The 22,423-nt window shown below is 62.5% G+C and carries 25 protein-coding genes and 1 tRNA gene; 18 read left to right on the top strand and 8 right to left on the bottom strand.

Features of this window, described 5'->3' with window-relative positions:
* Positions 1-59: 59 nt before the first annotated feature.
* From ACXAHG_RS05565 to ribD, 8 genes are all read left to right on the top strand, one after another.
* On the top strand, positions 60-356 hold the full coding sequence (locus tag ACXAHG_RS05565) for a hypothetical protein (RefSeq protein WP_475044492.1): 297 nt from the start codon (positions 60-62) through the stop codon (positions 354-356).
* A 103-nt stretch (positions 357-459) separates the two neighbouring features.
* Positions 460-864, top strand: coding sequence for a hypothetical protein (locus ACXAHG_RS05560; RefSeq protein WP_475044490.1), 405 nt, complete (start codon positions 460-462; stop codon positions 862-864).
* Positions 865-876: 12 nt separating this feature from the next.
* The gene (locus tag ACXAHG_RS05555; protein WP_475044488.1) at positions 877-1,077 is read left to right on the top strand and encodes a hypothetical protein; all 201 of its coding nucleotides are present in this window, start codon (positions 877-879) and stop codon (positions 1,075-1,077) included.
* A 164-nt stretch (positions 1,078-1,241) separates the two neighbouring features.
* Positions 1,242-1,652 carry a hypothetical protein gene (locus ACXAHG_RS05550; RefSeq protein ID WP_475044486.1) on the top strand — a complete coding sequence of 137 codons (411 nt, stop codon included), beginning with the start codon at positions 1,242-1,244 and terminating at the stop codon, positions 1,650-1,652.
* A gap of 49 nt (positions 1,653-1,701) precedes the next feature.
* The gene (locus ACXAHG_RS05545) at positions 1,702-2,127 is read left to right on the top strand and encodes a hypothetical protein (RefSeq protein ID WP_475044485.1); all 426 of its coding nucleotides are present in this window, start codon (positions 1,702-1,704) and stop codon (positions 2,125-2,127) included.
* A 60-nt stretch (positions 2,128-2,187) separates the two neighbouring features.
* On the top strand, positions 2,188-2,604 hold the full coding sequence (locus ACXAHG_RS05540; RefSeq protein WP_475044483.1) for a secondary thiamine-phosphate synthase enzyme YjbQ: 417 nt from the start codon (positions 2,188-2,190) through the stop codon (positions 2,602-2,604).
* A gap of 122 nt (positions 2,605-2,726) precedes the next feature.
* Positions 2,727-3,194, top strand: coding sequence for a transcriptional regulator NrdR (gene nrdR, locus ACXAHG_RS05535; RefSeq protein ID WP_019294728.1), 468 nt, complete (start codon positions 2,727-2,729; stop codon positions 3,192-3,194).
* Positions 3,194-4,291, top strand: coding sequence for a bifunctional diaminohydroxyphosphoribosylaminopyrimidine deaminase/5-amino-6-(5-phosphoribosylamino)uracil reductase RibD (gene ribD / locus ACXAHG_RS05530; protein ID WP_475044482.1), 1,098 nt, complete (start codon positions 3,194-3,196; stop codon positions 4,289-4,291). Before nrdR ends, ribD begins: the two co-directional genes overlap by 1 nt.
* Positions 4,292-4,695: 404 nt before the next feature.
* Here the strand turns inward: ribD and ACXAHG_RS05525 are convergent, their stop codons facing one another.
* The 3 genes from ACXAHG_RS05525 to ACXAHG_RS05515 all read right to left on the bottom strand — a co-directional run bounded on the left by ACXAHG_RS05525 (position 4,696) and on the right by ACXAHG_RS05515 (position 9,236).
* Entirely contained in the window at positions 4,696-6,708 is a 2,013-nt protein-coding gene (locus tag ACXAHG_RS05525) for a capsular polysaccharide biosynthesis protein (RefSeq protein ID WP_475056313.1), read from the bottom strand.
* Between the two features lie 6 nt (positions 6,709-6,714).
* The gene (locus tag ACXAHG_RS05520; protein WP_475044477.1) at positions 6,715-7,848 is read right to left on the bottom strand and encodes a polysaccharide biosynthesis/export family protein; all 1,134 of its coding nucleotides are present in this window, start codon (positions 7,846-7,848) and stop codon (positions 6,715-6,717) included.
* A gap of 95 nt (positions 7,849-7,943) precedes the next feature.
* A complete protein-coding gene (locus ACXAHG_RS05515) occupies positions 7,944-9,236 on the bottom strand; it encodes a capsule biosynthesis protein (protein ID WP_475056312.1) in 1,293 nt (430 codons plus the stop codon).
* A gap of 164 nt (positions 9,237-9,400) precedes the next feature.
* Between ACXAHG_RS05515 and ACXAHG_RS05510 the strand changes: the two genes are divergently transcribed.
* Positions 9,401-9,988 (top strand): riboflavin synthase, encoded by a 588-nt coding sequence (locus ACXAHG_RS05510; RefSeq protein ID WP_475056311.1) that lies wholly within the window; start codon positions 9,401-9,403, stop codon positions 9,986-9,988.
* 170 nt (positions 9,989-10,158) lie between these two features.
* Here ACXAHG_RS05510 and ACXAHG_RS05505 read toward each other — a convergent pair whose 3' ends face one another.
* Positions 10,159-11,211, bottom strand: a complete 1,053-nt coding sequence (locus tag ACXAHG_RS05505; RefSeq protein ID WP_475056310.1) for a proline racemase family protein — start codon at positions 11,209-11,211, stop codon at positions 10,159-10,161.
* Positions 11,212-11,407: 196 nt separating this feature from the next.
* Between ACXAHG_RS05505 and ribB the strand changes: the two genes are divergently transcribed.
* The 5 genes from ribB (at position 11,408) to ACXAHG_RS05480 (ending at position 14,896) form a co-directional block, all read left to right on the top strand.
* Positions 11,408-12,535, top strand: a complete 1,128-nt coding sequence (gene ribB / locus ACXAHG_RS05500; RefSeq protein WP_475044469.1) for a 3,4-dihydroxy-2-butanone-4-phosphate synthase — start codon at positions 11,408-11,410, stop codon at positions 12,533-12,535.
* Position 12,536: 1 nt separating this feature from the next.
* Positions 12,537-13,088, top strand: a complete 552-nt coding sequence (locus ACXAHG_RS05495; protein ID WP_475056308.1) for a 6,7-dimethyl-8-ribityllumazine synthase — start codon at positions 12,537-12,539, stop codon at positions 13,086-13,088.
* Positions 13,085-13,567, top strand: coding sequence for a transcription antitermination factor NusB (gene nusB / locus ACXAHG_RS05490; RefSeq protein WP_475044465.1), 483 nt, complete (start codon positions 13,085-13,087; stop codon positions 13,565-13,567). Before ACXAHG_RS05495 ends, nusB begins: the two co-directional genes overlap by 4 nt.
* Positions 13,568-13,735: 168 nt before the next feature.
* On the top strand, positions 13,736-14,062 hold the full coding sequence (locus ACXAHG_RS05485) for a hypothetical protein (RefSeq protein WP_475056307.1): 327 nt from the start codon (positions 13,736-13,738) through the stop codon (positions 14,060-14,062).
* A 354-nt stretch (positions 14,063-14,416) separates the two neighbouring features.
* Positions 14,417-14,896: an MmcB family DNA repair protein gene (locus tag ACXAHG_RS05480; RefSeq protein WP_475056360.1), complete on the top strand. Its 480-nt coding sequence runs from the start codon at positions 14,417-14,419 to the stop codon at positions 14,894-14,896.
* Positions 14,897-15,033: 137 nt separating this feature from the next.
* On the opposite strand, the gene ACXAHG_RS05475 is transcribed toward ACXAHG_RS05480, so the two are convergent.
* Entirely contained in the window at positions 15,034-15,219 is a 186-nt protein-coding gene (locus tag ACXAHG_RS05475; RefSeq protein WP_475044461.1) for a DUF6324 family protein, read from the bottom strand.
* Positions 15,220-15,307: 88 nt separating this feature from the next.
* Here ACXAHG_RS05475 and ACXAHG_RS05470 point away from each other — a divergent pair, with 88 nt between their 5' ends.
* Positions 15,308-15,805, top strand: a complete 498-nt coding sequence (locus ACXAHG_RS05470) for an N-acetyltransferase family protein (protein WP_475056306.1) — start codon at positions 15,308-15,310, stop codon at positions 15,803-15,805.
* Positions 15,806-15,999: 194 nt separating this feature from the next.
* A tRNA-His gene (locus tag ACXAHG_RS05465) sits at positions 16,000-16,076 on the top strand.
* A gap of 348 nt (positions 16,077-16,424) precedes the next feature.
* Here ACXAHG_RS05465 and ACXAHG_RS05460 read toward each other — a convergent pair.
* Positions 16,425-17,516: an aminomethyl transferase family protein gene (locus ACXAHG_RS05460; protein WP_475056305.1), complete on the bottom strand. Its 1,092-nt coding sequence runs from the start codon at positions 17,514-17,516 to the stop codon at positions 16,425-16,427.
* Positions 17,517-17,532: 16 nt separating this feature from the next.
* Positions 17,533-19,074, bottom strand: coding sequence for a trimethylamine methyltransferase family protein (locus ACXAHG_RS05455; RefSeq protein WP_475056303.1), 1,542 nt, complete (start codon positions 19,072-19,074; stop codon positions 17,533-17,535).
* A 117-nt stretch (positions 19,075-19,191) separates the two neighbouring features.
* Between ACXAHG_RS05455 and ACXAHG_RS05450 the strand changes: the two genes are divergently transcribed.
* A complete protein-coding gene (locus ACXAHG_RS05450) occupies positions 19,192-20,061 on the top strand; it encodes a LysR substrate-binding domain-containing protein (protein WP_475056302.1) in 870 nt (289 codons plus the stop codon).
* 1,263 nt (positions 20,062-21,324) lie between these two features.
* Here the strand turns inward: ACXAHG_RS05450 and ACXAHG_RS05445 are convergent.
* Complete coding sequence (locus ACXAHG_RS05445) at positions 21,325-21,657, bottom strand: hypothetical protein (protein ID WP_475056301.1); 333 nt, start codon at positions 21,655-21,657, stop codon at positions 21,325-21,327.
* Positions 21,658-21,834: 177 nt separating this feature from the next.
* Here ACXAHG_RS05445 and ACXAHG_RS05440 point away from each other — a divergent pair, with 177 nt between their 5' ends.
* Positions 21,835-22,416 carry a hypothetical protein gene (locus ACXAHG_RS05440; RefSeq protein ID WP_475056299.1) on the top strand — a complete coding sequence of 194 codons (582 nt, stop codon included), beginning with the start codon at positions 21,835-21,837 and terminating at the stop codon, positions 22,414-22,416.
* Positions 22,417-22,423: the final 7 nt, after the last annotated feature.

Raw genomic sequence — 22,423 nt, 5'->3', positions numbered from 1 at the left:
CCGAACTGCCCTGGCCTCTAAAATGGCGGCATCGCTCATGTACTTCCGGGGGGAAGAAGATGTCTGCACATACCAACATGGATGAGGCGCTGCAGGCGCTGACGGACAAGCTAAAGTCGCTGAATGACCTGGTGACCGCCAACCACTTCATGGTTGATGTGCTGTCCAGCCAGGGCGAGGAACTGAAGCAGATGGGCGCCGCGGAAACCCGTGACATGCTGCGCCGCCAGGCCCGCGACAAGTTCCACCCTGACACCGGCGCCGCACCGAATGCCGCCGCACTGGAAATTCTGGAACAGGTGCTGGGCGAGCAGCAGCAGAGCGCCGAAATCATTCCCTTTCCTGCCCGCGCGTGAGCCTTCGTTCACAGATCTGCGAGAGGCCGTGAGAAAGCTGCCGGACCTATTGGAGCGCGCCGGCGGACTCCCTATGTTAGTTTGAACACAGGGATATTTCCGAATGAAACAGCTTTTTTCCGTCTTGGGCCTGGCCGGTCTGGCCGCTCTATCAGCCCCTTCTGCAGATGCTTTTACAACCACCCGCGGCGTGCGGGTGCTGCCGGTTGATGACACCGTATATGAAGTGGTGCCGCGCGGGGCTGGGGGAACCTGGGAATACTGGTGCGCCGCCGCTGAATACGCCCGCCGCGAGCTGGGGGCGGGCTGGACCGACCGATTTTATGTGGTGCGGGGCCGTGGCGTCAGCGTTACCACCGGCCGCCGCTCTTCGGTACAGTTCACGCTCTTCCCCGAACGCCGCGGTATTGCCCCCAAAACGGGCTGGCTGTCGCTGGGCTTCCGCCCGGGCGAGAGCATGTCGGTGCAGCAAGGCTACGGGTATTGCGTGAACGAGCCGGTTTTGTAGTGCATGAAAATCATGGCGCTGATCCTGCCTGAGTTAGCGGGCAGTCTTTTCGACACGCCTTCTGAACACAGTCAACAGTTCACGGAAGGTCACGGCAAGGTGCTTCCGCAGGACAGGGGAAGTGCCCCGTCGGTTCAAACGAGCGGTCGCAACAGTTTTCTGCGTGACGTGCAGCGAGGCGACCTCAGTATTGAAAATGCCTTAAGTGTCTGAAAATTATATTATTTTAGAACCGTTTGCGTCTTTGGCGGCCAATTGCGCGGGACAGGAGAAAGGCGCGCAGCCACCGCACGGCAGTTTGAGTGGCTCGTGTGCTTATTCTCTCTAACCTAGAGGTGGGGCATTGGTCTGCCCTGCTTTGAGGAAAAGGAGCTTCCATGAAACTTGTTGCAACCGCCGCTATCGCCTCTGCATCGTTAATTTTGACGATCCCTGCCAGCCTGGAGGCCAATGCCAGCCGCTACAATATCCGTGTTAACCCGGTGTCCGACGGCGTCTTCGAAGTCATTCCAGGAACCGGTAATGGAATTTTATTCTGGTGCGGTGCCGCGGACTATGCTCATCGCGTGCTTAGGGCGCCCTGGAATGCAAATTTGCGCATTACTCGCGGGCTTGGTCCCAGCGAAACTACTGGGCGCCGTTCAGCGGTACAGTTCACGACGGATGCCAACTTGACGGCAGACACTCGGGCTGGCGGATACAAGTCTGTTAACAGTCTGCAATCTGGTGATACAATGAGAATTCAGAAAGCCTTTGATTATTGCTTTGAGCCCTTCGGGCGGCCGTGAGTGTGTTTTAGGCCGCGGCCTTCCGGAATCCGCAGGGAAGGAGGTTGAAATGATCCGTAAAGCACTGTTTCTGAAAGGAATTCTGGCAGTAGTTCTGTCGGTTCCTGTGCCTGCGTCCGCATGGCGTGCGATAAACCGGAATGAGGTGCTGCCAGTTTCCGAGGGCGTTTGGGAAGTGGTTGCCGGGAGCCGCTCGGGCGCACAGGACTATTGGTGCAGCATCGCAGACTACGCCATCCGCCAGCTGCGGGCGCCGGTGAACCAGAGGATCTATGTCTGGCGTGGGGAGGGGCCGTCGGTAAACCGGCCTGGGCGCAAAGCAGTGCAATTTGCCTTTGGAATGCCGCCGGGGGTTCCAGACCGCTCTGGCGGCTTGTCGCTGAATGTGCGCGAAGCGGGAGACAGCCTGCGGGTGACTTCGGCGCAGAACTATTGCTTTGACCGTCTGCCCGGGCGTGACCTTTGGTGGCCCTAAACAAAGGCGTTTGCAGATTTCCGGGTTGCCTGAACATAGGGTTTCCGCCACAACGGCCCAATGCAAGACAGCTTCATTATTCCGACCCGCGGCCAGGGGCTCTATGAGTTTACCGGCGACGTGCAGGCCTGGGTGGCTGCCAGCGGTGTTCAGGACGGGCTGCTCACGCTGTTCGTGCGCCACACGTCCTGTTCCTTGCTGATCCAGGAAAACGCGGATCCCGACGTTCAGAGCGACCTGCGCGCCTTCTTTGCGCGGCTGGTCCCGCCGTCGTCCCACCCATCCATGAGCTACTTGCGCCATACCTATGAAGGGCCCGATGACATGCCGGCCCATATCAAGGCGGCGATGATGCCGGTCAGCCTGTCCATACCGGTTGACCGCGGCAAGCCGGTATTAGGCACCTGGCAAGGGATCTACCTGTTTGAACACCGCGACGCGCCGCATCGGCGCCAGGTGGCAGCGCACCTGGCCTGAACCTCTTCATCTAGCGGCAAAAAAACACCTCTACCCAAATTCTGGAGGGTAGCCTATAGTTGTGGATAACCGGGAGAACTCCGGCACAAAGAATAGGCTGACAGGATTGAGGGAGCAGGCGGATGCGCTGCCCATTTTGCGGAAATATCGACACTCAGGTCAAGGATTCACGTCCCGCCGAAGATCATGTTTCGATCCGGCGGCGCCGGTTCTGCCCGGCCTGCGGCGGCCGCTTTACCACCTATGAGCGGGTGCAGCTGCGCGACCTGGTGGTGATCAAGACCAACGGCAAGCGCGAAGATTTCGACCGTGACAAGCTGGAGAGGTCAATCCGCATCTCAATGCAGAAACGCCCGATTGAGCCGGAGCGCATCGACCAGATGATTTCCGGTATTGTACGTCGGCTGGAAAGCATGGGCGAAACCGATATTCCCTCCAAGAAGATCGGTGAGATCGTGATGGAAGCGCTGGCCCGGATCGACACTGTTGCCTACGTGCGTTTTGCGAGCGTTTACAAGAATTTCCAGGCCGCAGACGACTTTGAGGACTTCGTCCACGAGCTGCGCCCGCCGGTGGCGCCGGAAGAATAATGGACGCAGATCACCGATTTATGGCGCTGGCGCTGTCCCTGGGGCGGCGGGGGCAGGGCAATTGCTGGCCGAACCCGGCTGTGGGCTGTGTCATCGTGAAGGACGGCCGGGTGGCCGGCCGCGGCTGGACCAAGCCGGGCGGCCGCCCGCATGCCGAAACCGAAGCGCTGGCGCAGGCAGGGGATGCAGCCCGCGGAGCTACCGCCTATGTGACCCTGGAGCCTTGCGCACATCAGGGTGAGACGCCGCCCTGTTCGCAAGCGCTGATTGATGCAGGCGTGGCCCGCGTGGTGGCCGCTGTGGAGGACAGCGATCCGCGGGTGTCCGGCCAGGGCTTCCAGATGCTGCGCGATGCGGGCATCACAGTTGAAACCGGGGTCTGGGCCGCCCAGGCCGCCCGCGATCATGCGGGGTTCTTTCTGAAGACCGAACAGGGCCGCCCGCTGGTGACGCTGAAGCTGGCCAGCAGTTTTGACGGGCGGATTGCCACCGGATCGGGGCAAAGCAAATGGATCACCGGACCGGAGGCCCGCCGCGCCGTGCATGCAATGCGTGCCCGCCATGATGCGGTTATGGTCGGCGGCGGCACCGCACGGGCGGATGATCCGTCGCTGACAGTGCGTGATCTGGGGGTGGAGAGCCAGCCGGTAAGGGTAGTGATTTCGCGCCATCTGGATCTGCCGCTGATGGGTCAGTTGGCCCGCACGGCCAGGGAGGTGCCGGTTTGGCTGTGCCATGGTCATGGCGCTGACCATGAACGGATCCAGGCCTGGGAAGGGCTGGGGGCCCGGCTGATCCCTTGCGCGTCTCACGGCGTGCAGCTGGACGCGGGCGATATCCTGCAGCAGCTGGGTGCCGCCGGGCTCACCCGGGTATTCTGCGAAGGCGGCAGTGCGCTGGCGGCGTCTCTCCTGGCCTTTGACCTGGTGGATGAGCTGATCGGGTTTACCGCAGGTCTGGGCATCGGGGCCGAAGGCCTGCCCTCGATTGGTGCATTGGGCATCGGCCGCCTGGAAGAGGCGCCGCGCTTCGATCTGGTCGAAACCCGCCCGCTGGGCAAGGATATTCTGCACCGCTGGACCCGCGCGCTGCGCTAGGGGCAGGGGCTAGTAATCGCGGATCTTTGGTTTGGAAGATTTTCTGTCTGACAAGGCACTGGAGTGCAGGAAATCTGGTTGATTTCTAAGATCCTGTAACGCTGCCTGGCTGAAAATCCGCCAAATCCGCAGGACGCCAAAACTGCTGCATTTCAGCGGCACGGCCTGTATGCAAATGGCGCTGCCTTTCCCGGGGCTTGCCAAGCCTCTGGAATTTTGCGGTTTTGGTGCCAGTGGTGCGGAACTGCTGGGTTCTGATCCGATTTTGCTGCCGGTCTTTTGACTGAGAAGCCGGGCGCTCCCGCCCGTCGCAGGAGCATGTGTCATGCTCCGCTCCCATTGGCCGCCAGGGATGCGCTGGCATAGCCAGGGCATCCCGCGGGCGCGGGAGGGCACCGGAACTTTCAGCGCCAGAGGCTGGCATAGGTGGCAAACAGGCCTTGCAGTTTTGACAGCAGCCGGTTGCCGGGGCCGGGGTGCGGCAAGCGTCCGTCGCGCAGCCGCATAACGGCGGTTTCAACAGAGCATGGCTGTCCGGTGACCGGGTCGAAATAGCGCGGGTAGTCGATCAGGGCGGCATGAACGAGACCCAGAAGCGGCACCGGAGCCTGGCGCCAGGGCGGTGGCGGCGCCATGTCGGCGGTCAGGCCCCAGCCGGCATAGAACGGCGTTCCCATCGTGGTGACACGAACCCCGCGCAGCAGCGCCTCGAACCCCAGCAAAGAGGTCATCGTCCAGACCTCCTGCACCTCGTCCAGCAGCGCAACCGGATCCGCATGCGCCGCCACGGCATCCGCGAAATCCCCGGCAGCCACCTGTCCCTTGCGCAACCCGGCCTCCACGTCCGGATGCGGCTTGTAGATGATCACGGCCTCCGGGTTGGCGCTGCGCGCCGCGCGCAGCAGGTCCAAATTCGTCCGCACCATCCCCGCTCCGCACAGGATTGAGGCATCGTCCTCCACTTGCCCCGGCACCAGAATCCGGTGCCCCGTTGGCAGCGACGGGGCCTGGCCGCCAAGATTATACTTCGACAGGCCGCCCCGGATCAGCGATTGCACCAGCCGCTCCGCCCGCAGCTCCTGCGCCTCTGTCATCGCGGTGCGGCGGGCAATCAGCCGGTCCAGGTCAGAGGGCTGGCGCGGGTCATAGTAAATGCCGCTGCTGTCCGTCACCAGCGACAGCGGTGGCACCAGTTCCGCACCCAGCCCGCGGGACCGCAAGAAGCCGTCCTCCACGCGTACGGCACTGCCATGGGCCTCTGTGGCTTTGCCTGCCCAGATCATCCGGCGGCGCGCTCCCGCCTGTGCCTTGGCAGGGTCTTCGGTGAACAGCACCCGCTTCTCGGCACCGAAAAACTTCTGCAGCGGCTTGCGCTTCCACAGCCGCATGCCGGAAGCCGCCCAGCCGTGACGGTCCTGCCGCCAGGCCCTTGCCTTGGCCTCCAGATTGTCCAGCACGGTTTCCAGCTGGCACAGCTCATCCCTGAACGGGTCGTACCATTTGGGATAGAGGATCATCGCCGCCGCAAACAGTTGCGCCCGGGTCAGCTGCCGCTGGCGCCGGGCAGGCGGGGCATCGTCCAGGGACAGCCCCCATCCAGCGTAGAACGGCTGTCCGAAGACCCGCGGTTTGTGACCTGCCAGGATCGCCTCGAACCCCAGTTGAGAGGATACAGTATAAACCCCCACGGCACCTTCCAGCAATTCCCAGGGGGAGACGCTGCCTGTGAACAGGGTGACGCGCCCCTGCGCGTCCGCTGCATCGAAATATCCCGCACGGAAGCCGCGCAGTGTTTCTGGGTGGGTCTTGATCAGCACCCGGGCACCGGGGTGTTCTTCCTGGGCAAAGGCCAGCATCTCAAGGAACCGCGCCCGGTCCGCCCGGGAGGCCGTGACAGAGGCGTCATCCCGGGCCTGATCCGCAACCAGCACATAACCGGGCTCAGGTGCCGGGGTTTCGGGGTCAAAGGCGTTGTATTTGCTGAGATGCGCCTCCCTGAGCCTGGCAATTGCGTCCCGCGCCCGGCGCATCAGATGCGCGTCATCCAGCGGATGGCCGGCGAGCAGCTGCTCCAGTTCCGAAGGCGCTGCGGCATCGAAATGCACACCGGAGCGGTCCAGCAGCAGCCCCATCGGCGGCTCCCCGGCCCGGCCCGGGTGGATTGATCGCAAAAAGGCATCCTCGACCCTGAGTAAGCCGCAGCCGCGCTGCCGTGCCACCGCCCGGCCGCGGTGCGCCGTCGGGGAGGCGCCCCAAATTCCTACCAGATCCTCCGGCCGGGGAAGGCCCAGCCGGATGTCGTACCCAGCCAGCTGCAAGATCCGCCGCACCCGGCGCTGGGTCAGAAATCCGCCATTGAAAACAAAAAGCCGGGACGCATCGCTCCCGGCTTTGTGCTGGCCTGTTGTCAGGCACATGAGGGGTTAGCCATCCAGTGCAGTGGAGACGCTCGACAGCGAGCCGACCGGCGTTACGAGAAGCGAGATGGTCTTGGTCCACTGGGTATAGGGCGCTTCGGTGACATAGAGCGTATCGTCGTCGCGGATTACGAAATCGCGGGCGACAAACAGCCCGTTCGGCTGAGTGAGGTTCAGCACATAGACCATGCGCTGTGCCCCGATCAGATCGTCGCGCCCCAGCACCTGGTTGGCAATCTCGGCCGGCTCGTTGCGCAGCACGAACACGCCGGTGGGGTCCGATGCTGTGGAAATCAGGCCGCCCACCTGGGCAATGGCTTCCAGCGCTGACAGATCCTGGCTTTCAAACGGCACCCGCGCCTGGGCAGAAGTGGCGCCCAGTGCGGTAAAGGAGCGGGTGTCCTCTTCCACCAGGATGCGGTCTCCGCCGCGCAAGGCGACATCCAGTTCCGGATGGTCGAACAGATCCTGGAACCAGATCTTGCCCTTTTCGCTGCCCCGGATCACGGTCACCTGGGCGATTTCCGGCTGAATGGTGACGCCGCCGGCCTGCGCCAGCATCGCGGACAGGGTGCGTGTCGGCCGTTCGATCGGATAAACACCCTGGGCACCGACGGAGCCTGTCAGGCTGACGGTCGCACCGTCGCCCGCCAGGCGGCGCACCTGCACCTGCGGGTCGGGAGTCTGGTCTTCCAGCTTCCGGGTGATGGTCTCGCGCAGCTGATCCGGGGTGTTGCCGGAGGCGCGCAGGCGGCCTGCATAGGGCACAAAGATATAGCCGGCGCTGTCCACCTGCACCTCTTCCAGCACTGTGGAGTTGGTGGCCTCGGCTGCCAGCAGCCCGTCGTCGACGTTTTCCCAGACCGTCAGCCCCAGCACATCGCCGGGGCGGATCGTGTCGGAGGTCAGCCTGCCCGCAGAGGTGAAGCCGGATGAAAAGCCAAGCGCGGGCACCACCGCGGTGGCACGGGCGACCCGGTCATTCACCGAGACGATGAAGGCGTCGCCTTCGCGCTGCACGGAACCTGCGAAGATCTGGCGTTTGTTGGGGCCGACCTTGGGCAGGCCGCAGGAGGCCGCAAGGGCCAATGCTGCCAGCATTGCCACCGGACGCGCCCAGCGAAGGGGAACGGATTTCACTGCTCGGTCTCCTCGACCAATTATTGTTTGCCTCAAGTTTTAGGGGCAACCTAACCGGATGGAAGGGAAAAATCCAGTCTTTGGGCGAAATGCTGTCAGGTCACCAGCCGCAACTGTTGCCGCGGTGCCGCTGTGCCCAGGCGCAAGGCGTCATAGGGGTCCTCGTCTGCCAGCATCATATCGGCCACCTGGCGCAGCAGCTGGCGGCGGCCTTCGCGGGAGTAGAACCCGCCCGGCACCTGTGATGTTTCCAGCAGGAACCGGCGGTAATCCTTGTAGGCGCGGCTGTCGGGCCGGCTGGCGGCGGCAAAGAATTCCGCCAGGGGCTGCTGCGAGACGAACTCCGGCTTGGCATAGACAGCGCGCCCGAACACCCGCAGAGGGATGCCGCGCCACAGCACTTGCTGCCCGGCGGTGGAATTGACCGTCACCGCTGTGCGGGCCTCGTTCAAGAGCTGCGCCAGCTTGCCGCCGCGCACGTAATGCACCCGGTCAGCAATGCCATGCGCGCGCGCCAGTTTCCGCAGCGTGCGGCGCACCTGGGCGCGGTCATCCTCCAGCGGATGCGCCTTGATCACCAGATGGTGATGGCGGGGGGCGCCCTCGGCAAAGCCGCTGATTACCTCATCCAGGAAATCGCCCATGCTGGAAAACGGCGAATGCATCTGAAAGGAGCTGTCATGCTCCAGCTGCAGCAGCGCCAGATGATAAGGAAAGCCGCCGTTGCGGATGCGCCGCTCGGCCAGCCGCCGGTCCAGTGCCTGGGCGGGCATAAGCAGCAGGCGTTTCAGATAGAGCCGGAATTCCTTGGTCACGGTAAGCGCCCGGTGCGGCCGGAAATTGCTGTACTTGCGGTTCCGGAACATCACGAACCAGTGGTAGAGCGCGCCGTAGAACACGTGCTGGCGCATGTCGCCCCAGTGGGCAGGCGGCAGCGGTGCCTCCATATCCGACAGCGCAAGCGCTTGCTGCATTTCTGAAACGCTCATTTCCATCAGCCGCGAATGGCCATTGGCACCGCCGCGCTCATAGGTCACCCAATAAGGGCGCAGATAGCCTTCCTCAAACACATGCACGGTTATGCCGCGCTGCTGCGCCGCCTGAACGGCGGCGGCATGTATCGGCCGGGTATCGCCATAGAGCACGATGTCGGTGATGCCGCGGCGCTCCAGCAGCCCGGCGAGAGCTTCCGGCCATGTATCCTGGCGGCCGTTGAAAGGGATGTAACTGTCCTTGCAGCGCCAGAAGGCCTGATCGCCCGCATTGAAGCCCACCCGCGCCACCTCGCAGCCGGCCGCCTGCAGCATCTTGCCAAGGGCGGCGAAAAACGGGCCGTGCGGGCCCTGCAGAAACAGAAAGCTGCGTTGTGTCTTGGGAAGGTTCGGCATTACGATCGCAAAGATAAGGCTGGCTGGCTCAAGGTTTTGTTAACACCCGACTGGGGCGAAACTATGGCCGCAGGGGCGGGCAGGGCAAGCCGGGGCTTGTGCCGGCAGCGCAGCTTGGCTACCTCTGCGGCAGGATTGTCATAGCACCGGCAAGGAGCAGCCCCATGTTTACAGGCATCATCACCGACATAGGCACCATTGCCGAGCTGGAGCAGCAGGGCGATTTGCGCGCCCGCATCCGCACCGCCTATGACACCGCCACCATCGACATTGGCGCCTCGATCGCGTCTGACGGGGTCTGCCTGACCGTGATTGCCCTGGGCGAAGACTGGTACGATGTGCAGATCTCGGCCGAAACTGTCTCCAAGACCAACCTCGACAGCTGGGCCGTGGGCAAGCGGGTGAACCTGGAGCGCGCGCTGAAAGTGGGCGACGAGCTTGGCGGCCATATAGTCTCCGGCCATGTGGACGGCGTTGCAGAAGTGGTGAAGATGGAAGACGAGGGCGACAGCACCCGGGTCACCCTGCGCGCACCGGAGGCGCTGGCCCGTTTCATCGCGCCCAAGGGCTCGGTGGCGCTGAACGGCACGTCGCTGACAGTGAACGATGTGGATGGCTGCGATTTTGGTATCAATTTCATCCCGCACACCAAGGATGTGACCACCTGGGGCGATGTAAGGACCGGCGACCGCATTAACCTGGAAATCGATACCCTGGCCCGCTATGTCGCCCGCCTGCACGAGGCCGGCTGACCAACCGCCCTTCGGCTTCTTTCTGGTTGAAAATACTCCGGGGTGAGGCCCGCCAGGGCCGAGGGGCAGCGCCCCTCATCCCCTCTCGGCCAGACGCTCCCGCCCCCTCGACCGGCATTATAGATGCCGCCCAAGGCGTTGGGCCAGGCGCGCCGCTGGCGCGGCGCGTGTCACCACATGTCGCCAACGGTGTAGCCCGCCGGGAAAGGGTCGCTGGGGTCCAGCGTGTAATGGCTCAGCCCGTAGATCCAACCCTGGCCGGACAGGGCGGGGACAATGGCTTTGTACGGTCCCACCTGCGTCTCCTCCAGAATGCGGCCTGTGAAGGTGGTACCCAGCGGTCCGGCATTGACATAGTTCTGGCCGATGCCCAGCAGCCCGCGCGCGTGCAGCACCGCCATCTTGGCGCAGGTGCCGGTGCCGCAGGGCGAGCGGTCGAGGATGCCGCTGGCGTCCTCGGGGCGCGCCGGATCGAAGGGGCCGGTCGAGATGGTGATGGCGCCGCGCCCGTGGGTGCCCTCCGCCACCGGTGCCCCCCAAAGATTGGTGATCGTCGGCCCGGTGATCTCCGGGTTCCCGGGATGCACCACCGGCAGCTGCTCCGCCGTGGCGTGGCGGATCGCCTCGGACACCCGCACGATTTCCGCGCCATTGTCTGCATCGGGCGGGATCCCCAGCTTTTCCGCCTCTGCCAGCACAAAGAACATGCCGCCCCAGGCCACATCCACGGTGACCGTGCCCAGGCCGGCGACCTCGACCTGTGCATCCAGATGCACCGCAAAGGCGGGCACGTTCTTGAACTCCACCCGCGTTACCTTGCCGTCCTTGCACGCGGCGCGCACCCGGATCAGCCCGGCAGGAGCTTCCAAGGTCAGCTCGGTGACCGGCTCCACCATCGGCACCATGCCGGTCTCCAGCAATACCGTCACCACGCAGATGGTGTTGGAACCCGACATCGGCGGATATTCCGACTGCTCGAAGATGATGAATCCGGCGTCCGCCTCCGGATGGCAGGGGGGCACGATGGCATTGCCGCACAGACCCGGGTTGCCGCGCGGCTCGCGCAGCATTTGCAGGCGGATTTCGTCATGGTTAGCGGCCATGTCCTGCATCTTCTCGAACACCGAATTGCCCCGCAGCAGGGGCATGCCGCCAGTGATCACCCGCCCCGGTTCGCCTTCTGCATGAGCTTCGACCGCCTGAATGATGCGGGATGCGCGCATGTCTGGTCCTCCCAACCCTTTGAAACCCTGGATCCATGATTGGATCCAAAATAACTTGTGCACGGATGCACAAGGCGCGTCCAGACCCCTTGTTGCCGTTTGCAGGACTGGCATTTGCTGCATCTCTGGGCTATCTGGCAAGGAAAGAACCCGCAGTGCCAGGCGTACTGCCCCAAGCCCACTGAAAGGCTGCCACATGAGCTTTGAAACACCGGGGCCGGTAGAAGCGCAACTGCGCGATGCCATCAGCCCGATTGAAGAGATCATCGAAGAGGCCCGCCAGGGCCGCATGTTCATCCTGGTCGACCACGAGGACCGTGAGAATGAGGGCGATCTGGTGATCCCGGCGCAAGCTGCCGATGCGGCTGCGATCAACTTCATGGCAACCCATGGCCGCGGCCTGATCTGCCTGACCATGCCGGCCGAACGGATCGAGGAACTGGGCCTGCCGATGATGGCGATGCACAATTCTTCGCGCCACGAAACCGCCTTTACCGTTTCCATTGAGGCGCGCGAAGGCGTCTCCACCGGCATCTCTGCTGCCGACCGCGCCCTGACTGTCGCCACCGCCATCGACCCGGAGAAAACCGCCGCCGACATCGCCACGCCCGGCCACGTGTTCCCGCTGCGGGCGCGCCGGGGCGGGGTGCTGGTCCGCGCGGGCCACACCGAGGCCGGCTGCGATGTTGCCCGTTTGGCGGGCCATTACCCGTCCTCCGTAATCTGCGAGATCATGAAGGAAGACGGTACCATGGCGCGTCTGCCTGACCTGGTGGAATATGCGCAGAAACACGGGCTGAAGATCGGCACCATTTCCGACCTGATCACCTACCGCGCCCGCAACGACAACCTGGTGGTGGAAACCTCGCGCGAGACCGTCAACTCCGAAATCGGCGGTGAGTGGGAAATGCGGCTGTTCACCGACCAGACCCACGGCATCGAGCATGTGGTGATGATCAAGGGCGACATCACCACGCCGGAACCGGTGCTGGTGCGCACCCACGCACTGCATGAGGCAACCGATATTCTGGGTCTCGGCCCGAAATCCGCCCGCCAGCTGCCGCGCGCGATGGAGATCATCGCCGAGGAAGGCCGCGGCGTCGTGACGCTGTTCCGCCAGCCGCGCAATGCGCTTTATGCCAACGAGGACGAAGGCCCGCGCACGGTGACCATCAAACAGACCGGCATCGGCGCCCAGATCCTGTCGAGCCTGGGCTTGCATAAGCTGGTCCTGCTGACCGACTCGCCCTCGACCAAATACGTCGGGCTGGACGCCTATGGCCTTTCCATCACCGGCAGCCGCCCCATTCTGAAGGACGCTTGATATGGCTGGACATGAAACCCACTACACCCTGCCGCGCGCGGAATTCGATAAGCCGGTGAAGCTGCTGATCGTGGTGGCGCCTTACTACAAGGATATCGCCGACAATCTGGTGGCGGGCGCCGCGGCGGAGATCGAAGCCGCAGGTGGCACTTATGAAATCGTCGAAGTGCCGGGCGCGCTGGAAGTGCCGACTGCGATTGCCATCGCCGACCGGACTTCGAACTTCGACGGCTACGTGGCGCTGGGCTGCGTGATCCGCGGCGAGACCACCCATTACGAGACTGTCTGCAACGACAGCTCCCGCGCAATCCAGCTGATGGGGCTGCAGGGCCTGTGCATCGGCAATGGCATCCTGACCGTGGAAAACCGCAAACAGGCCGAAGTGCGCGCCGATACTGCCGATCAGAACAAAGGCGGCGGTGCTGCGGCTGCGGCCTTGCATCTGATCGCACTCACGCGTAAGTGGGGCGCCCAGACCAAAGGCATCGGCTTCAAGGCGCCCGCAGGGGCCTACCAGGTTGCCGGTACAGACAACGGATCCACCAGCGCATGAGCACCCAGGACAGCCGCCCCAAGGGCAACGGCAAGAATCAGATGAGATCGGCAGCGCGGCTTTACGCCGTGCAGGCGCTGTTCCAGATGGAACACAGCGGCCTCACCTTTGACAGGGTGATCGTCGAATTTGAGGACCACCGTTTTGGCGCTGTCTATGAAGGCGATGAGATGGCGGAAGGCGACACCAAGGTGTTCCGCAATCTGGTGCGCGAGGCGGTGAATCATCAGGCGAGGATCGACCAGATGACCGACCGCGCCCTGGTGGCGAAATGGCCGATTGCCCGCATTGATCCAACCCTGCGGGCACTGTTCCGCGCGGCCGGTGCCGAGCTGCTGCAGTCCGACACCCCGCCCAAGGTGGTGATCAACGAGTTTGTGGACATCGCTCGCGCCTTCTTCCCGGAAGGCAAAGAGCCGAAGTTTGTCAACGCCGTTCTCGACCACATGGCGCGCGAGGCGCGGCCGGAAGCGTTCTGAGGCATTCAGAACCGGTGTTGAGAGATGAAAGGCGCGCCTTTGGGCGCGCTTTTTGTGTTTAAACAAAGGTTTCGCAAAGACTTCGGCAAATTCCGCCGATGCGGCAAAGAAGCGCTGGACGGCGCTGTAAAGACTGCTAACCTCCTCTTGAAATTCTGGAGGTCAGTGATGCCTGAACTGGTGAAGATGTACATCCGCAATGTCGTGATTGGCTTTGGAATCGCTGGCGGTTTTGTCGCCATGCTCTTGTGGTCCAATGTGATGAACCTCTGGTCTCTCGTCTCCACCTCCGATGCCGGGCTGCTGGCAGTGTTTCTGCTGTGGTTCATGCATGGCATTGTCTTTGCCGGCGTGCAGTTTGCCTGGGCGGTCATGGCGATGGCAGAAAAGGACAAGGGCCCCCGCGGCGGCACCCCGGTGGCGCATCAGTTCCAGCCGGTGCGCGTGCAGGCTGAGGCGCATTCGCAGCAGGACCGCCAGCTGCGCCGCCGCTGAAAGGTCAAAGACGCTGAAACATTCCGCCGCGCTTTCCACCCCGGAAGGCGCGGTTTTTCTTTGCGGAGGGAGGAAAAGCGGCGGGACCACCAGTCAACCGTGCGGCTTTGATTCCCGAGGACCTGTATATACAGGTGGGCGCCAGGTAAACGGACCAGGATCCGGACAGAGCCAGCTCCCTCGGAATTGCTTAAGGCCACCGGAATGCTGCCTGTCACGAGAAGGGCAGAACCCGCCAAGCCCGTAAGTAATCCGCCAGGGCCGCCGTTACAAGGGGCGTGCAAAGCTGCTCCGTGAAATCCGGAAAAAACTGCGGGATTGCAATTTGTTCCCCAATTGTTCACATTTGCCGTCATGATGGACGATCTGCAGCCCGGACAGAAACTCGCCCGCGGGGTGTCGCGGTATCTGCGTTCGCTCGGCTATGCGCCGCTGGAGGAATTTGTGCCGGCCCGCGGCCTGCGGCTGGATGTTATGGCGCTGGGGCCCAAGGGAGAGATCTGGGTGATCGAGTGCAAGTCCAGCCGCGCCGATTTCCAGTCCGACAGCAAATGGCAAGGCTACTTGGAATGGTGTGACCGGTACTTCTGGGCAGTGGATGCGGAGTTCCCGGTGGAACTGTTGCCTGATGAAACCGGGCTGATCATCGCTGATTCCTATGATGCGGAAATCATCCGCATGGCGCCTGAGGAGAAGCTGGCGCCGGCCCGGCGCAAGAAGCTGGTGCAGAAATTTGCCATGGATGCTGCCCGCCGCCTGCAAGCCTTGCGCGATCCGCGTCCGGGCAAGGATGGGATGCTGCTGGGCGGCGCTGAGGATGAGCCGCCGGACTAGTGATCCGGCGGTGCTCCCGCGCCAGCGGATGCCCCGGCTGCGCCGGTGCCTCCTGGCAGCCTTGGGCTGTGCAGCGCAGCTGCGGTGCGCTGCGGACGGCACTGCCGTCTCAGCCCCTTGTGTGCGATGTTTCTGCCTTACTTGACGCTGCGCGCGGCTTGGGCTGCGGCGCGGATCTCGTCGGCGATCTCCTCGGCCTCTTCCGGGTCGAAGTCCATTGGGATTTCGGTGCCGCCGGCCTCGATGAAAATTCGCACCATGCCCTGATCGGTCGGGCCGATTTGCAGGTTTGCCTCGATGTCGCGTTCGGTATTGATACTCATCTTGCACTCCCAAGCCGGTCAGCGGATTGCAGCCGGTGCTAGCCCGCCGCAGGCTGAAAGGCAAGCCGGGTTTGCGCTACACTGGGGCATGACGGATGTGACCCTGCGCCGATTCGCCCCGACCGACATGCAGTGGCTGGTGGCCCGCCACCAGGATCTTTATGCCCGCGAGGCCGGGTTTGACGAAACCTTCGGGCCGCTGGTTGCCGATATCCTGCACAGCTTCTGCGCCGGCCATGATCCGGCCTGCGAGCGGGGCTGGATGGCGGTGAGCGGGAATGAACGGCTGGGCACCGTGTTTTGCATGAAAAAGGACGAGGCAACCGCGCAGCTGCGGCTGTTCCTGCTGACACCCAAGGCGCGCGGCAAGGGGCTGGGAAAGCGTCTGCTGCGCGAGTGCATGGCGTTTGCCCGCGCGGCGGGTTACGGCAGTATGATGCTGAAGACCCACGAAAGCCATCGCACAGCCTGTGCGCTGTACCGGGCCTTTGGCTGGGAGCTGGAAGGAAGCCGCCCTGTGCACAGCTACGGGCAGGATCTTGTGGAGCAGACCTGGCGCCTGTCCTTTGTTGAGGAGCACGCTTAGGAGCGAGGATTGCTCACGCATCCTTGACGGGAAGATTCTGACGTGTTTGCAAATGCTTGTGGATAAGTTTCCGCATAGCCTGCCGTCATGTTCAGGCTTTGTCCGTCATCAGCCGGCAGAGGGCCGGTTTCTGAAACAGAAGGCAAAAAAACCTCTTGCACGGCTCTGGAGCGTGCTATAAATGCCCCCTCAGTGCCGCCTTAGCTCAGTTGGTTAGAGCGCTGGATTGTGGATCCAGAGGTCCCCCGTTCAAGCCGGGGAGGCGGTACCATAAACCCTCAGTAAAATGAAACTTTGCCACCTCTGAGAAGTGCATGCGCTGCGGCCTGTCCCGATGTGTAGCCAATGTGCAGCCATTGCTAATCCGAACGCTTTAGACAGCTACAGAGGTGCTCAGCACATAGTGGCGAGTTGCTCTGGCTCCGACGGTTTATGCAAGTATTTGCATGCCTGAGTTTGGCAATGCCCTGCGTCTTGGCAGACACCCAATCTGCCGAAAACCTCAAATCTCTTGGCTGGGCTCTTGCAAAGGCCCGTCCTCCCCCCCCCCCTCGAACTGGCGGCCTAGCAGCCAATCAAAGCGTGCGTTTCTGAGGCCGCCGCTCTGCTTTTGGCTGGCTTACTGATGAGGTCGCAGCTTTTGCGGATCATAGACCGGGCTTTCAACCACAATAGCCGTGGTTTCCAGCGCATCGCCCTTGACCGTGAGAACCGCCCCGGCCGCGACCCCTGGGCGGACATGTGCCAACGCCAGCGACTTCCTCATCCGGTGCGAATAGCATGGGCTGTTGATCACCCCGATCTCCTCACCATCCAGCAGCAAGGTCTCTCCGCCCTCCACCATGTCAGAATGATCAATATCGAGGCAGACATTGGAAATCTTCTCCCGGCCTTTCGCCGCCATCACTGCTTCCTTGCCGCGGAAATCGCCCTTAGCGGCGCTTACTGTGAACCCCAGGCCGACCTCCCACGGGGTGTGCGCTTCGGTCATGTCATAACCGTAAAACAGCAGTCCCGCTTCAATCCGCACCTTGTCGAGCGCGGTGAATGAGCAGGGCATGACACCAGCCTCTGCCAGCTTGTCCCAGATATCTGCTATCACTGCGGCGCTGGCAAAGATCTCATAGCCGCGTTCACCTGAATAGCCGGTGCGTGAGATCCGGCAGGGGTGGCCAAACAGGACGGCGGGTGCGTGTTCAAAATACCCCAGCCGGGCAAGATCGATGTTGCAAAGGGCGTTCAGGATGTCCAGCGCTGCCGGACCCTGGACCGAGACGTCGTGCAGGTCGTCGGTGAACTCCAGCCAGACGTCACGGCCTACTGCGGAGGCTTCCAGCAATGCCATAGTATTGCCGGAGCCATGCACGATCATCCATTCATCGCCGCCGTTGTTCGAGACAATGGCGTCGTCGGCAATGCCGCCGGCCTCGGTCAGCACACAGAGGTAGGCCGCTTTGCCCGGCGCCAGTTTAGACAGATCGCGTGTGGTCAGGTGATCCAGCACGGCCTGCGCATCCTTGCCGCGGACAAACACCTTCTTCAGCGGCGACATGTCAAACATGCCAGCACGCTCACGCACCGCGTCGTGTTCGTCGTTCGGATCGGTGCTGTAGCTCCAGGCTGTGCCCATGCCGTTCCAGTCTTCCAGTCCCGAGCCCAGGGCAGTGTGGCGGGAGGCAAGCGCCGAGGTGCGGCTCAGTTCTTCTGTCATTCTCGTTGGTCCTTTCTCAATACCATTCGTCGGGCATGGCGGCTTTGCGCGCCGCCACGAAATCATTCAGGGCTGTACGGGTGTGTTCCGGCATTTCGGGAGGCTGATACTCCGCCAGCATCTGCCGCCAGCGGGACGCGGCGCGCTTATCAGCGGTCAGGCGACCGTTCTCATCCCAGGTCTCATAGGGTCCGCCTTCGGGCACCTGCGGTTCAAAATTGGCGGTCGTGTAGTGGCGCAGAGTGTGGCTGGTGGAGAGGAAGTTCTCACCCGGGCCCGCCTCGGCGTAGGAGTCGCGGCCAAAGGCCTCGTCATCGGTGGTGAACCCCTGCAGCATCTTCAGCATGGCACCGCAATGGTCGAGGTCCATTACGAACTTCTCGTAGGACATCACCAGCCCGCCTTCTAGCCAGCCCGCCGCGTGCCAGACCTGATGGCCGCCGGACAGGAGAGTTGCCCACATCGCACCAGTGCTGTCCTGCATCGCCTGGCCGTCGGCGGCGTTGGAGGCTGTGACCTGGCCGCCGCCGGAGCGCACCGGCACCCCCAGCCTGCGGCCCAGCTGGCTCAGCGCCATGGTGGTGAGGTTCGCCTCCGGGGAGCCAAACGTCAGCGCGCCGCTGCGAAGGTTCATGGAAGAATGAAAGCTGCCGAAGACGGCCGGGCAGCCAGGGCGCACCAGCTGGGTGAGGGCGATGCCCACCATCGCCTCTGCCAGGGTTTGGGCGGCAACCGCTGCCGGTGAGAGCGGCCCCATAGCGCCGGCAAAGATGGCGGGTGAAATGCAGACGCATTGGTTGGCCTCAGCATAGATGCGCAGGGAGGCGGACATCACGCCGTCATAGATCAGCGGTGAATTGACGTTGATATTGGCCTGCATCACCGCGTTCTGGTCGAGAAACTCCGCGCCAAAGGCCAGCCGGGCCATCTCAACGCTGTCTTGTGCGCCCTGGGCTGAGGTGACGCCGCCCATGAAGGGTTTATCCGATAGGGTGAGATGGGCCAGCATCATGTCCAGATGCCGCTTGTTCACCGGCACATCGGTCGGTTCAACCACGGTGCCGCCGGTATGGTGCAAGGCAGGCGACATATGCGATAGCTTTACGAATTTCTCAAAGTCCGCCAGCCTGGCGTAGCGGCGGCCTTGCTCCAGGTCGGTGACAAAGGGCGAGCCGTAGCCGGGCATCAGCACCAGGTTGTCACCGCCCAGGGCCACGGTGCGGGCGTGGGTGCGGCCATGCAGCTGGAATTCTGCGGGCGCAGATTTGCACAACTGGCGCACATGGCCCGGCTCGAAGCGGACCCGGACACCGTCAACGCGTGCTCCGGCTGCGGCAAACAGAGCAAGTGCTGTGTCGTCACCACGGAATTCAACGCCGATATGCTCCAGGATCCAGTCCGCCTGAGCTTCGATGCGCCGGAGCGCGGTCTCGTCCAGCAGATCGTAGGCAGGGATCTGACGGCGCCTGTACACCGGTGCAGCCTGAGGTGCATTGTGCCGGGTCAGCCGCCCCTGGCGCGACCTGCCGCGCTGGGTGATATGGGTCTTTGCGTTCATATTTCCCAACGATGCAACTCCTGAAGGTAAGTTCCGTGGTTCATATTTTCAGAATTTGAAACGCCAACAATCGATATTATTTGCCCTCAGTGTTCAGAAAATTTATACGTTTGTATCGTGCCCGTAGAATTCCGCCATCATGACAGCCTGCGCCTGTTTGCTGAGATCGCCCGCTACCGCAGTTTTTCAGATGCGGCTGGGGCGTTGAACATGACCAAGGGTGCGGTGAGCTATCAGATCAAAACACTGGAGGCGGATCTGGGGTTTGCGCTGTTTCAGCGCAACGCCCGCGGGGTGGAGATGACGCCCGGCGGACTCAAGCTGCTGGCTGCCTGCCAAGACCATTATGAAGAGATCGAGGCTGGGATCCTGGCTCTGAAGGGGTTCTCTGCCAGGAAATTGACGGTGGGCATCTCCACCTATTTCGCCGCCCGCTGGCTGTCGCCGCGGCTGATGTCCTTCATGCAGGAGCATCCGGATATCCAGCTTCGGCTGCAACCGATGATCCGGCTGTTCGACCTTGAAGCGCAGGGTGTTGATATCGCGATCCGTTGGGGAAGCGGGCAATGGGGGGATGGCGACGTTACGCCGTTTCTGCCGTGCCCGGCTTTTCCCGCAGGCAATGCTGCAGCACTGGAAACGGTGGAGCGGCTGGGCTGGGAGCAAGCGGTTTCAACCTTTACGCTGCTGCGTGACCATGATGACAGCGATGCTTGGACAGACTGGCTGAATACCGCGGCGCTGCCGCACTGGACGCGGCGGGATACGCTGATCATCCCTGACCCCAACGTGCGTGTACAGGCAGTGATCGATGGTCAGGGTGTCGCCTTGATGGACACCCTGATCGAAAGGGAGCTGGAAGAGGAGAAGCTGTTCCGTCTGTCACCGCATATGCTGCAGGACTATGGCTACTTTCTGGTCCACCCGCGCAAAGCTGTCTCGCGGGAAGCTGTCCGTGCATTCTCTGAATGGCTGCAAAAACAATAGGCTGCGCATATTGCCGGCTTGCCTTTTTAAGCTCTCGCATAAGCAGGTCCGGCACCGGTGCCGGACCTGTATGTGGATGGCGGTTTCTGGGCAGCTGCCACGTGGCGAAACAATGTTCTCCAAGACCGGCTCAGGGCCGGTCAGGTTCCGAAGGGGGGGGCGCAATCTGCGGCATTGCAACGGAATCTTTTGTATAAAACGGTCCCTAAAGCACCGCGCAGCATTCAGCATACGGGGCTAAACCCGGTCGCTCGCCGCACTGAGAACAGACGGCCGGTTCGAGCCTGTTTCGTTAAAAACTCTGGCTTGATCGAGGGGTAGCTCGCTTATTCAATTCCCGTGTGGATTGCGGGGAGCAGCGACGATGAAACCGAGGCGGAAAGCGCCAGCGGCGTTGGTCCATGAGTTCTCGCTCGGCCAATCCTCAGCTGGCCGAACCAGGCAGCCAAGTTGCTTTGGGTTGATACTTTTCTCAGTCTTTCCGCGGAACATTCCTGCCATTGGTTGAGCGGCTGTGCGAGGTGTGGGTTTGCCCGGCTCACCAACTCGCAAGTGCGTTGCTTTGGCGCTTTTAACAAGCGTTGACGTGGGTCGGATCGGTGGCCGTAGTATGAGGCGGCGGATCGTTCGTACGTGCCCTCTGCAGGGGGTGTAAACCAAGAAGTTCTTTGCTTCGCGCCGCACCTCTTGAGTGATCAGCGCATCGGGGCGGCCAGTTGTTGCCTGCCGCTTTCTACACTTAACACGAGCTGCAGAAAGGTAAGTTCTGGGCGCCGTGGTGAGCCTGTTTTCAAAGCCGCGCAGCATTGTGTTCCAGGCGCTTTGCACCCTTATTCAGGGATGGAGAGTTCCGAGACCATCTTCGCATTGAGAGGTGTTCGGGTCATGGTTCGCGGGCTCCACTGTAGCGATACAACAGCCAAATGCAGGCAGGGCATGAAAGCGATCGAAGGCCTGATTTTTAACCAAGGCAATGTTTGATCAGGGTAAGTGAGCGAATCGCGGGCTGTGGAAAAATGTAATAATCTAGGGTGAGATTTGTTGATCCACAGGTGCCCCGTTCACGCCGGGGGGTACCATTTTGCAGTTCCAGCATCCGGCCGGTGTCTGCCGTTGGCCCGCTTTGCTGCCGGGCCTTGTATTTCGAGTGGTGCGGGTACGGAAATGAGCCCCGGCAGGGGCTCAGATTTTGTGCTGCAGAGGCAGGCCTGCAGGGGCGTCACGGCCGCGTTTGCCTGCAGGCACTGCCCGGCGCAGCCATCCTCAGTCTGTGGTGCTGGTTGTTGTGGTTGTCGTCGTCGAGGTCGCGTCATCGTCATCCGCCACCAGCACCAGGAACAGGGTTCCCGCGACAACGCCAGCCGTGGCACCCGCGGACAGCCCGGTTTGCGGCAGGCCGTCGGTGGTGGCTTGGGAGACAGCTTCGGCGCCCGGTGCCTGGCAGGTCACCTGCAGGGTGCCGTCTGGCAAATAGCTGGCGGCGACAGGCACCGCAGCACCGCAGGCCAGCCGCCGCTTGGCCTCGTCCAGCGCGGGGTTGCCGGCCTGGGCAAAGGCAGCCTGGCCGGCAAGGGTGAGCGGAATAATCAGGGACACTGCCTGCAAGATGCTGGTAGGCATGGGAAAACAACCTTATGCTATGGAACAGTTTGAGGGTAGTGAAGCTGCGTCTGGCGGACAATATGCTGCGTATTGCCCGGCGGGGTTCCGGCAGTATGCCGCGCAACTGCCGGATGTCATGAGCGGATTTTGGTTTATTGCGAGGAAAATGTTATGAACGGCACTTTTGTCAAAAGCCTGACCGCATGGGCGTCCTGTCTCGGCCTGGCTGCCGGACCGGTGCTGGCGCAAGGCTCGGCGCCTCTGGTCTACACGGTTGTGGTGCCCGCGGGGGAATTCGGGTCGGCAGCTTTTCTGGCGGAGCTGATGGCCGCCTTGTCCGCAGCCAAGGCCTTTTGCCGTGCCACCGGCGATTCGGCGCTGCAGGTGGATTGCCTGTCCGAACGGCTGGAAGCCACGGCAGGCGGTATTCCCAAGGGAACGGACTATGATGAGGTGCGCAGCGTCCTGCAGGACACGTCTGCCAAGCTCAGGCGCCTGGCCCGGCAAAACAGTGATCCGGGACGCGGCCGGGTCAGCGTCACCAGCTCTGCCGATCCCTCGGTGCGTACCAGCCGCCCGTTGACACCTGTCAGCCCTTCCGCACAGGCGGCAGTCAATCAGCAGGCCGCCCGGATTTTCGAGGAGGCAGCCACTGTTTTGCTGCGCAGCGCCGAGACCGCGCGGGAGCGGCAAAGCCAATACGCGCAGATCGCCGCAGCCATTGATTCAAACAAGGTGCTGCTGCGGTCCTGAGCCGCCG

Source organism: Leisingera sp. ABD4_442, assembly GCF_056160905.1.
Note: the sequence above shows the minus strand (reverse complement) of the source record. Positions and strands in the feature narration are given on the sequence as shown.

Coding starts and splice junctions, on each gene's coding strand:
- ACXAHG_RS05565 (WP_475044492.1), top strand. CDS start 60: ATGTCTGCACATACCAACATGGATGAGGCGCTGCAGGCGCTGACGGAC.
- ACXAHG_RS05560 (WP_475044490.1), top strand. CDS start 460: ATGAAACAGCTTTTTTCCGTCTTGGGCCTGGCCGGTCTGGCCGCTCTA.
- ACXAHG_RS05555 (WP_475044488.1), top strand. CDS start 877: ATGGCGCTGATCCTGCCTGAGTTAGCGGGCAGTCTTTTCGACACGCCT.
- ACXAHG_RS05550 (WP_475044486.1), top strand. CDS start 1,242: ATGAAACTTGTTGCAACCGCCGCTATCGCCTCTGCATCGTTAATTTTG.
- ACXAHG_RS05545 (WP_475044485.1), top strand. CDS start 1,702: ATGATCCGTAAAGCACTGTTTCTGAAAGGAATTCTGGCAGTAGTTCTG.
- ACXAHG_RS05540 (WP_475044483.1), top strand. CDS start 2,188: ATGCAAGACAGCTTCATTATTCCGACCCGCGGCCAGGGGCTCTATGAG.
- nrdR (WP_019294728.1), top strand. CDS start 2,727: ATGCGCTGCCCATTTTGCGGAAATATCGACACTCAGGTCAAGGATTCA.
- ribD (WP_475044482.1), top strand. CDS start 3,194: ATGGACGCAGATCACCGATTTATGGCGCTGGCGCTGTCCCTGGGGCGG.
- ACXAHG_RS05525 (WP_475056313.1), bottom strand. CDS start 6,708: ATGTGCCTGACAACAGGCCAGCACAAAGCCGGGAGCGATGCGTCCCGG.
- ACXAHG_RS05515 (WP_475056312.1), bottom strand. CDS start 9,236: ATGCCGAACCTTCCCAAGACACAACGCAGCTTTCTGTTTCTGCAGGGC.
- ACXAHG_RS05510 (WP_475056311.1), top strand. CDS start 9,401: ATGTTTACAGGCATCATCACCGACATAGGCACCATTGCCGAGCTGGAG.
- ACXAHG_RS05505 (WP_475056310.1), bottom strand. CDS start 11,211: ATGCGCGCATCCCGCATCATTCAGGCGGTCGAAGCTCATGCAGAAGGC.
- ribB (WP_475044469.1), top strand. CDS start 11,408: ATGAGCTTTGAAACACCGGGGCCGGTAGAAGCGCAACTGCGCGATGCC.
- ACXAHG_RS05495 (WP_475056308.1), top strand. CDS start 12,537: ATGGCTGGACATGAAACCCACTACACCCTGCCGCGCGCGGAATTCGAT.
- nusB (WP_475044465.1), top strand. CDS start 13,085: ATGAGCACCCAGGACAGCCGCCCCAAGGGCAACGGCAAGAATCAGATG.
- ACXAHG_RS05485 (WP_475056307.1), top strand. CDS start 13,736: ATGCCTGAACTGGTGAAGATGTACATCCGCAATGTCGTGATTGGCTTT.
- ACXAHG_RS05480 (WP_475056360.1), top strand. CDS start 14,417: ATGATGGACGATCTGCAGCCCGGACAGAAACTCGCCCGCGGGGTGTCG.
- ACXAHG_RS05475 (WP_475044461.1), bottom strand. CDS start 15,219: ATGAGTATCAATACCGAACGCGACATCGAGGCAAACCTGCAAATCGGC.
- ACXAHG_RS05470 (WP_475056306.1), top strand. CDS start 15,308: ATGACGGATGTGACCCTGCGCCGATTCGCCCCGACCGACATGCAGTGG.
- ACXAHG_RS05460 (WP_475056305.1), bottom strand. CDS start 17,516: ATGACAGAAGAACTGAGCCGCACCTCGGCGCTTGCCTCCCGCCACACT.
- ACXAHG_RS05455 (WP_475056303.1), bottom strand. CDS start 19,074: ATGAACGCAAAGACCCATATCACCCAGCGCGGCAGGTCGCGCCAGGGG.
- ACXAHG_RS05440 (WP_475056299.1), top strand. CDS start 21,835: ATGAACGGCACTTTTGTCAAAAGCCTGACCGCATGGGCGTCCTGTCTC.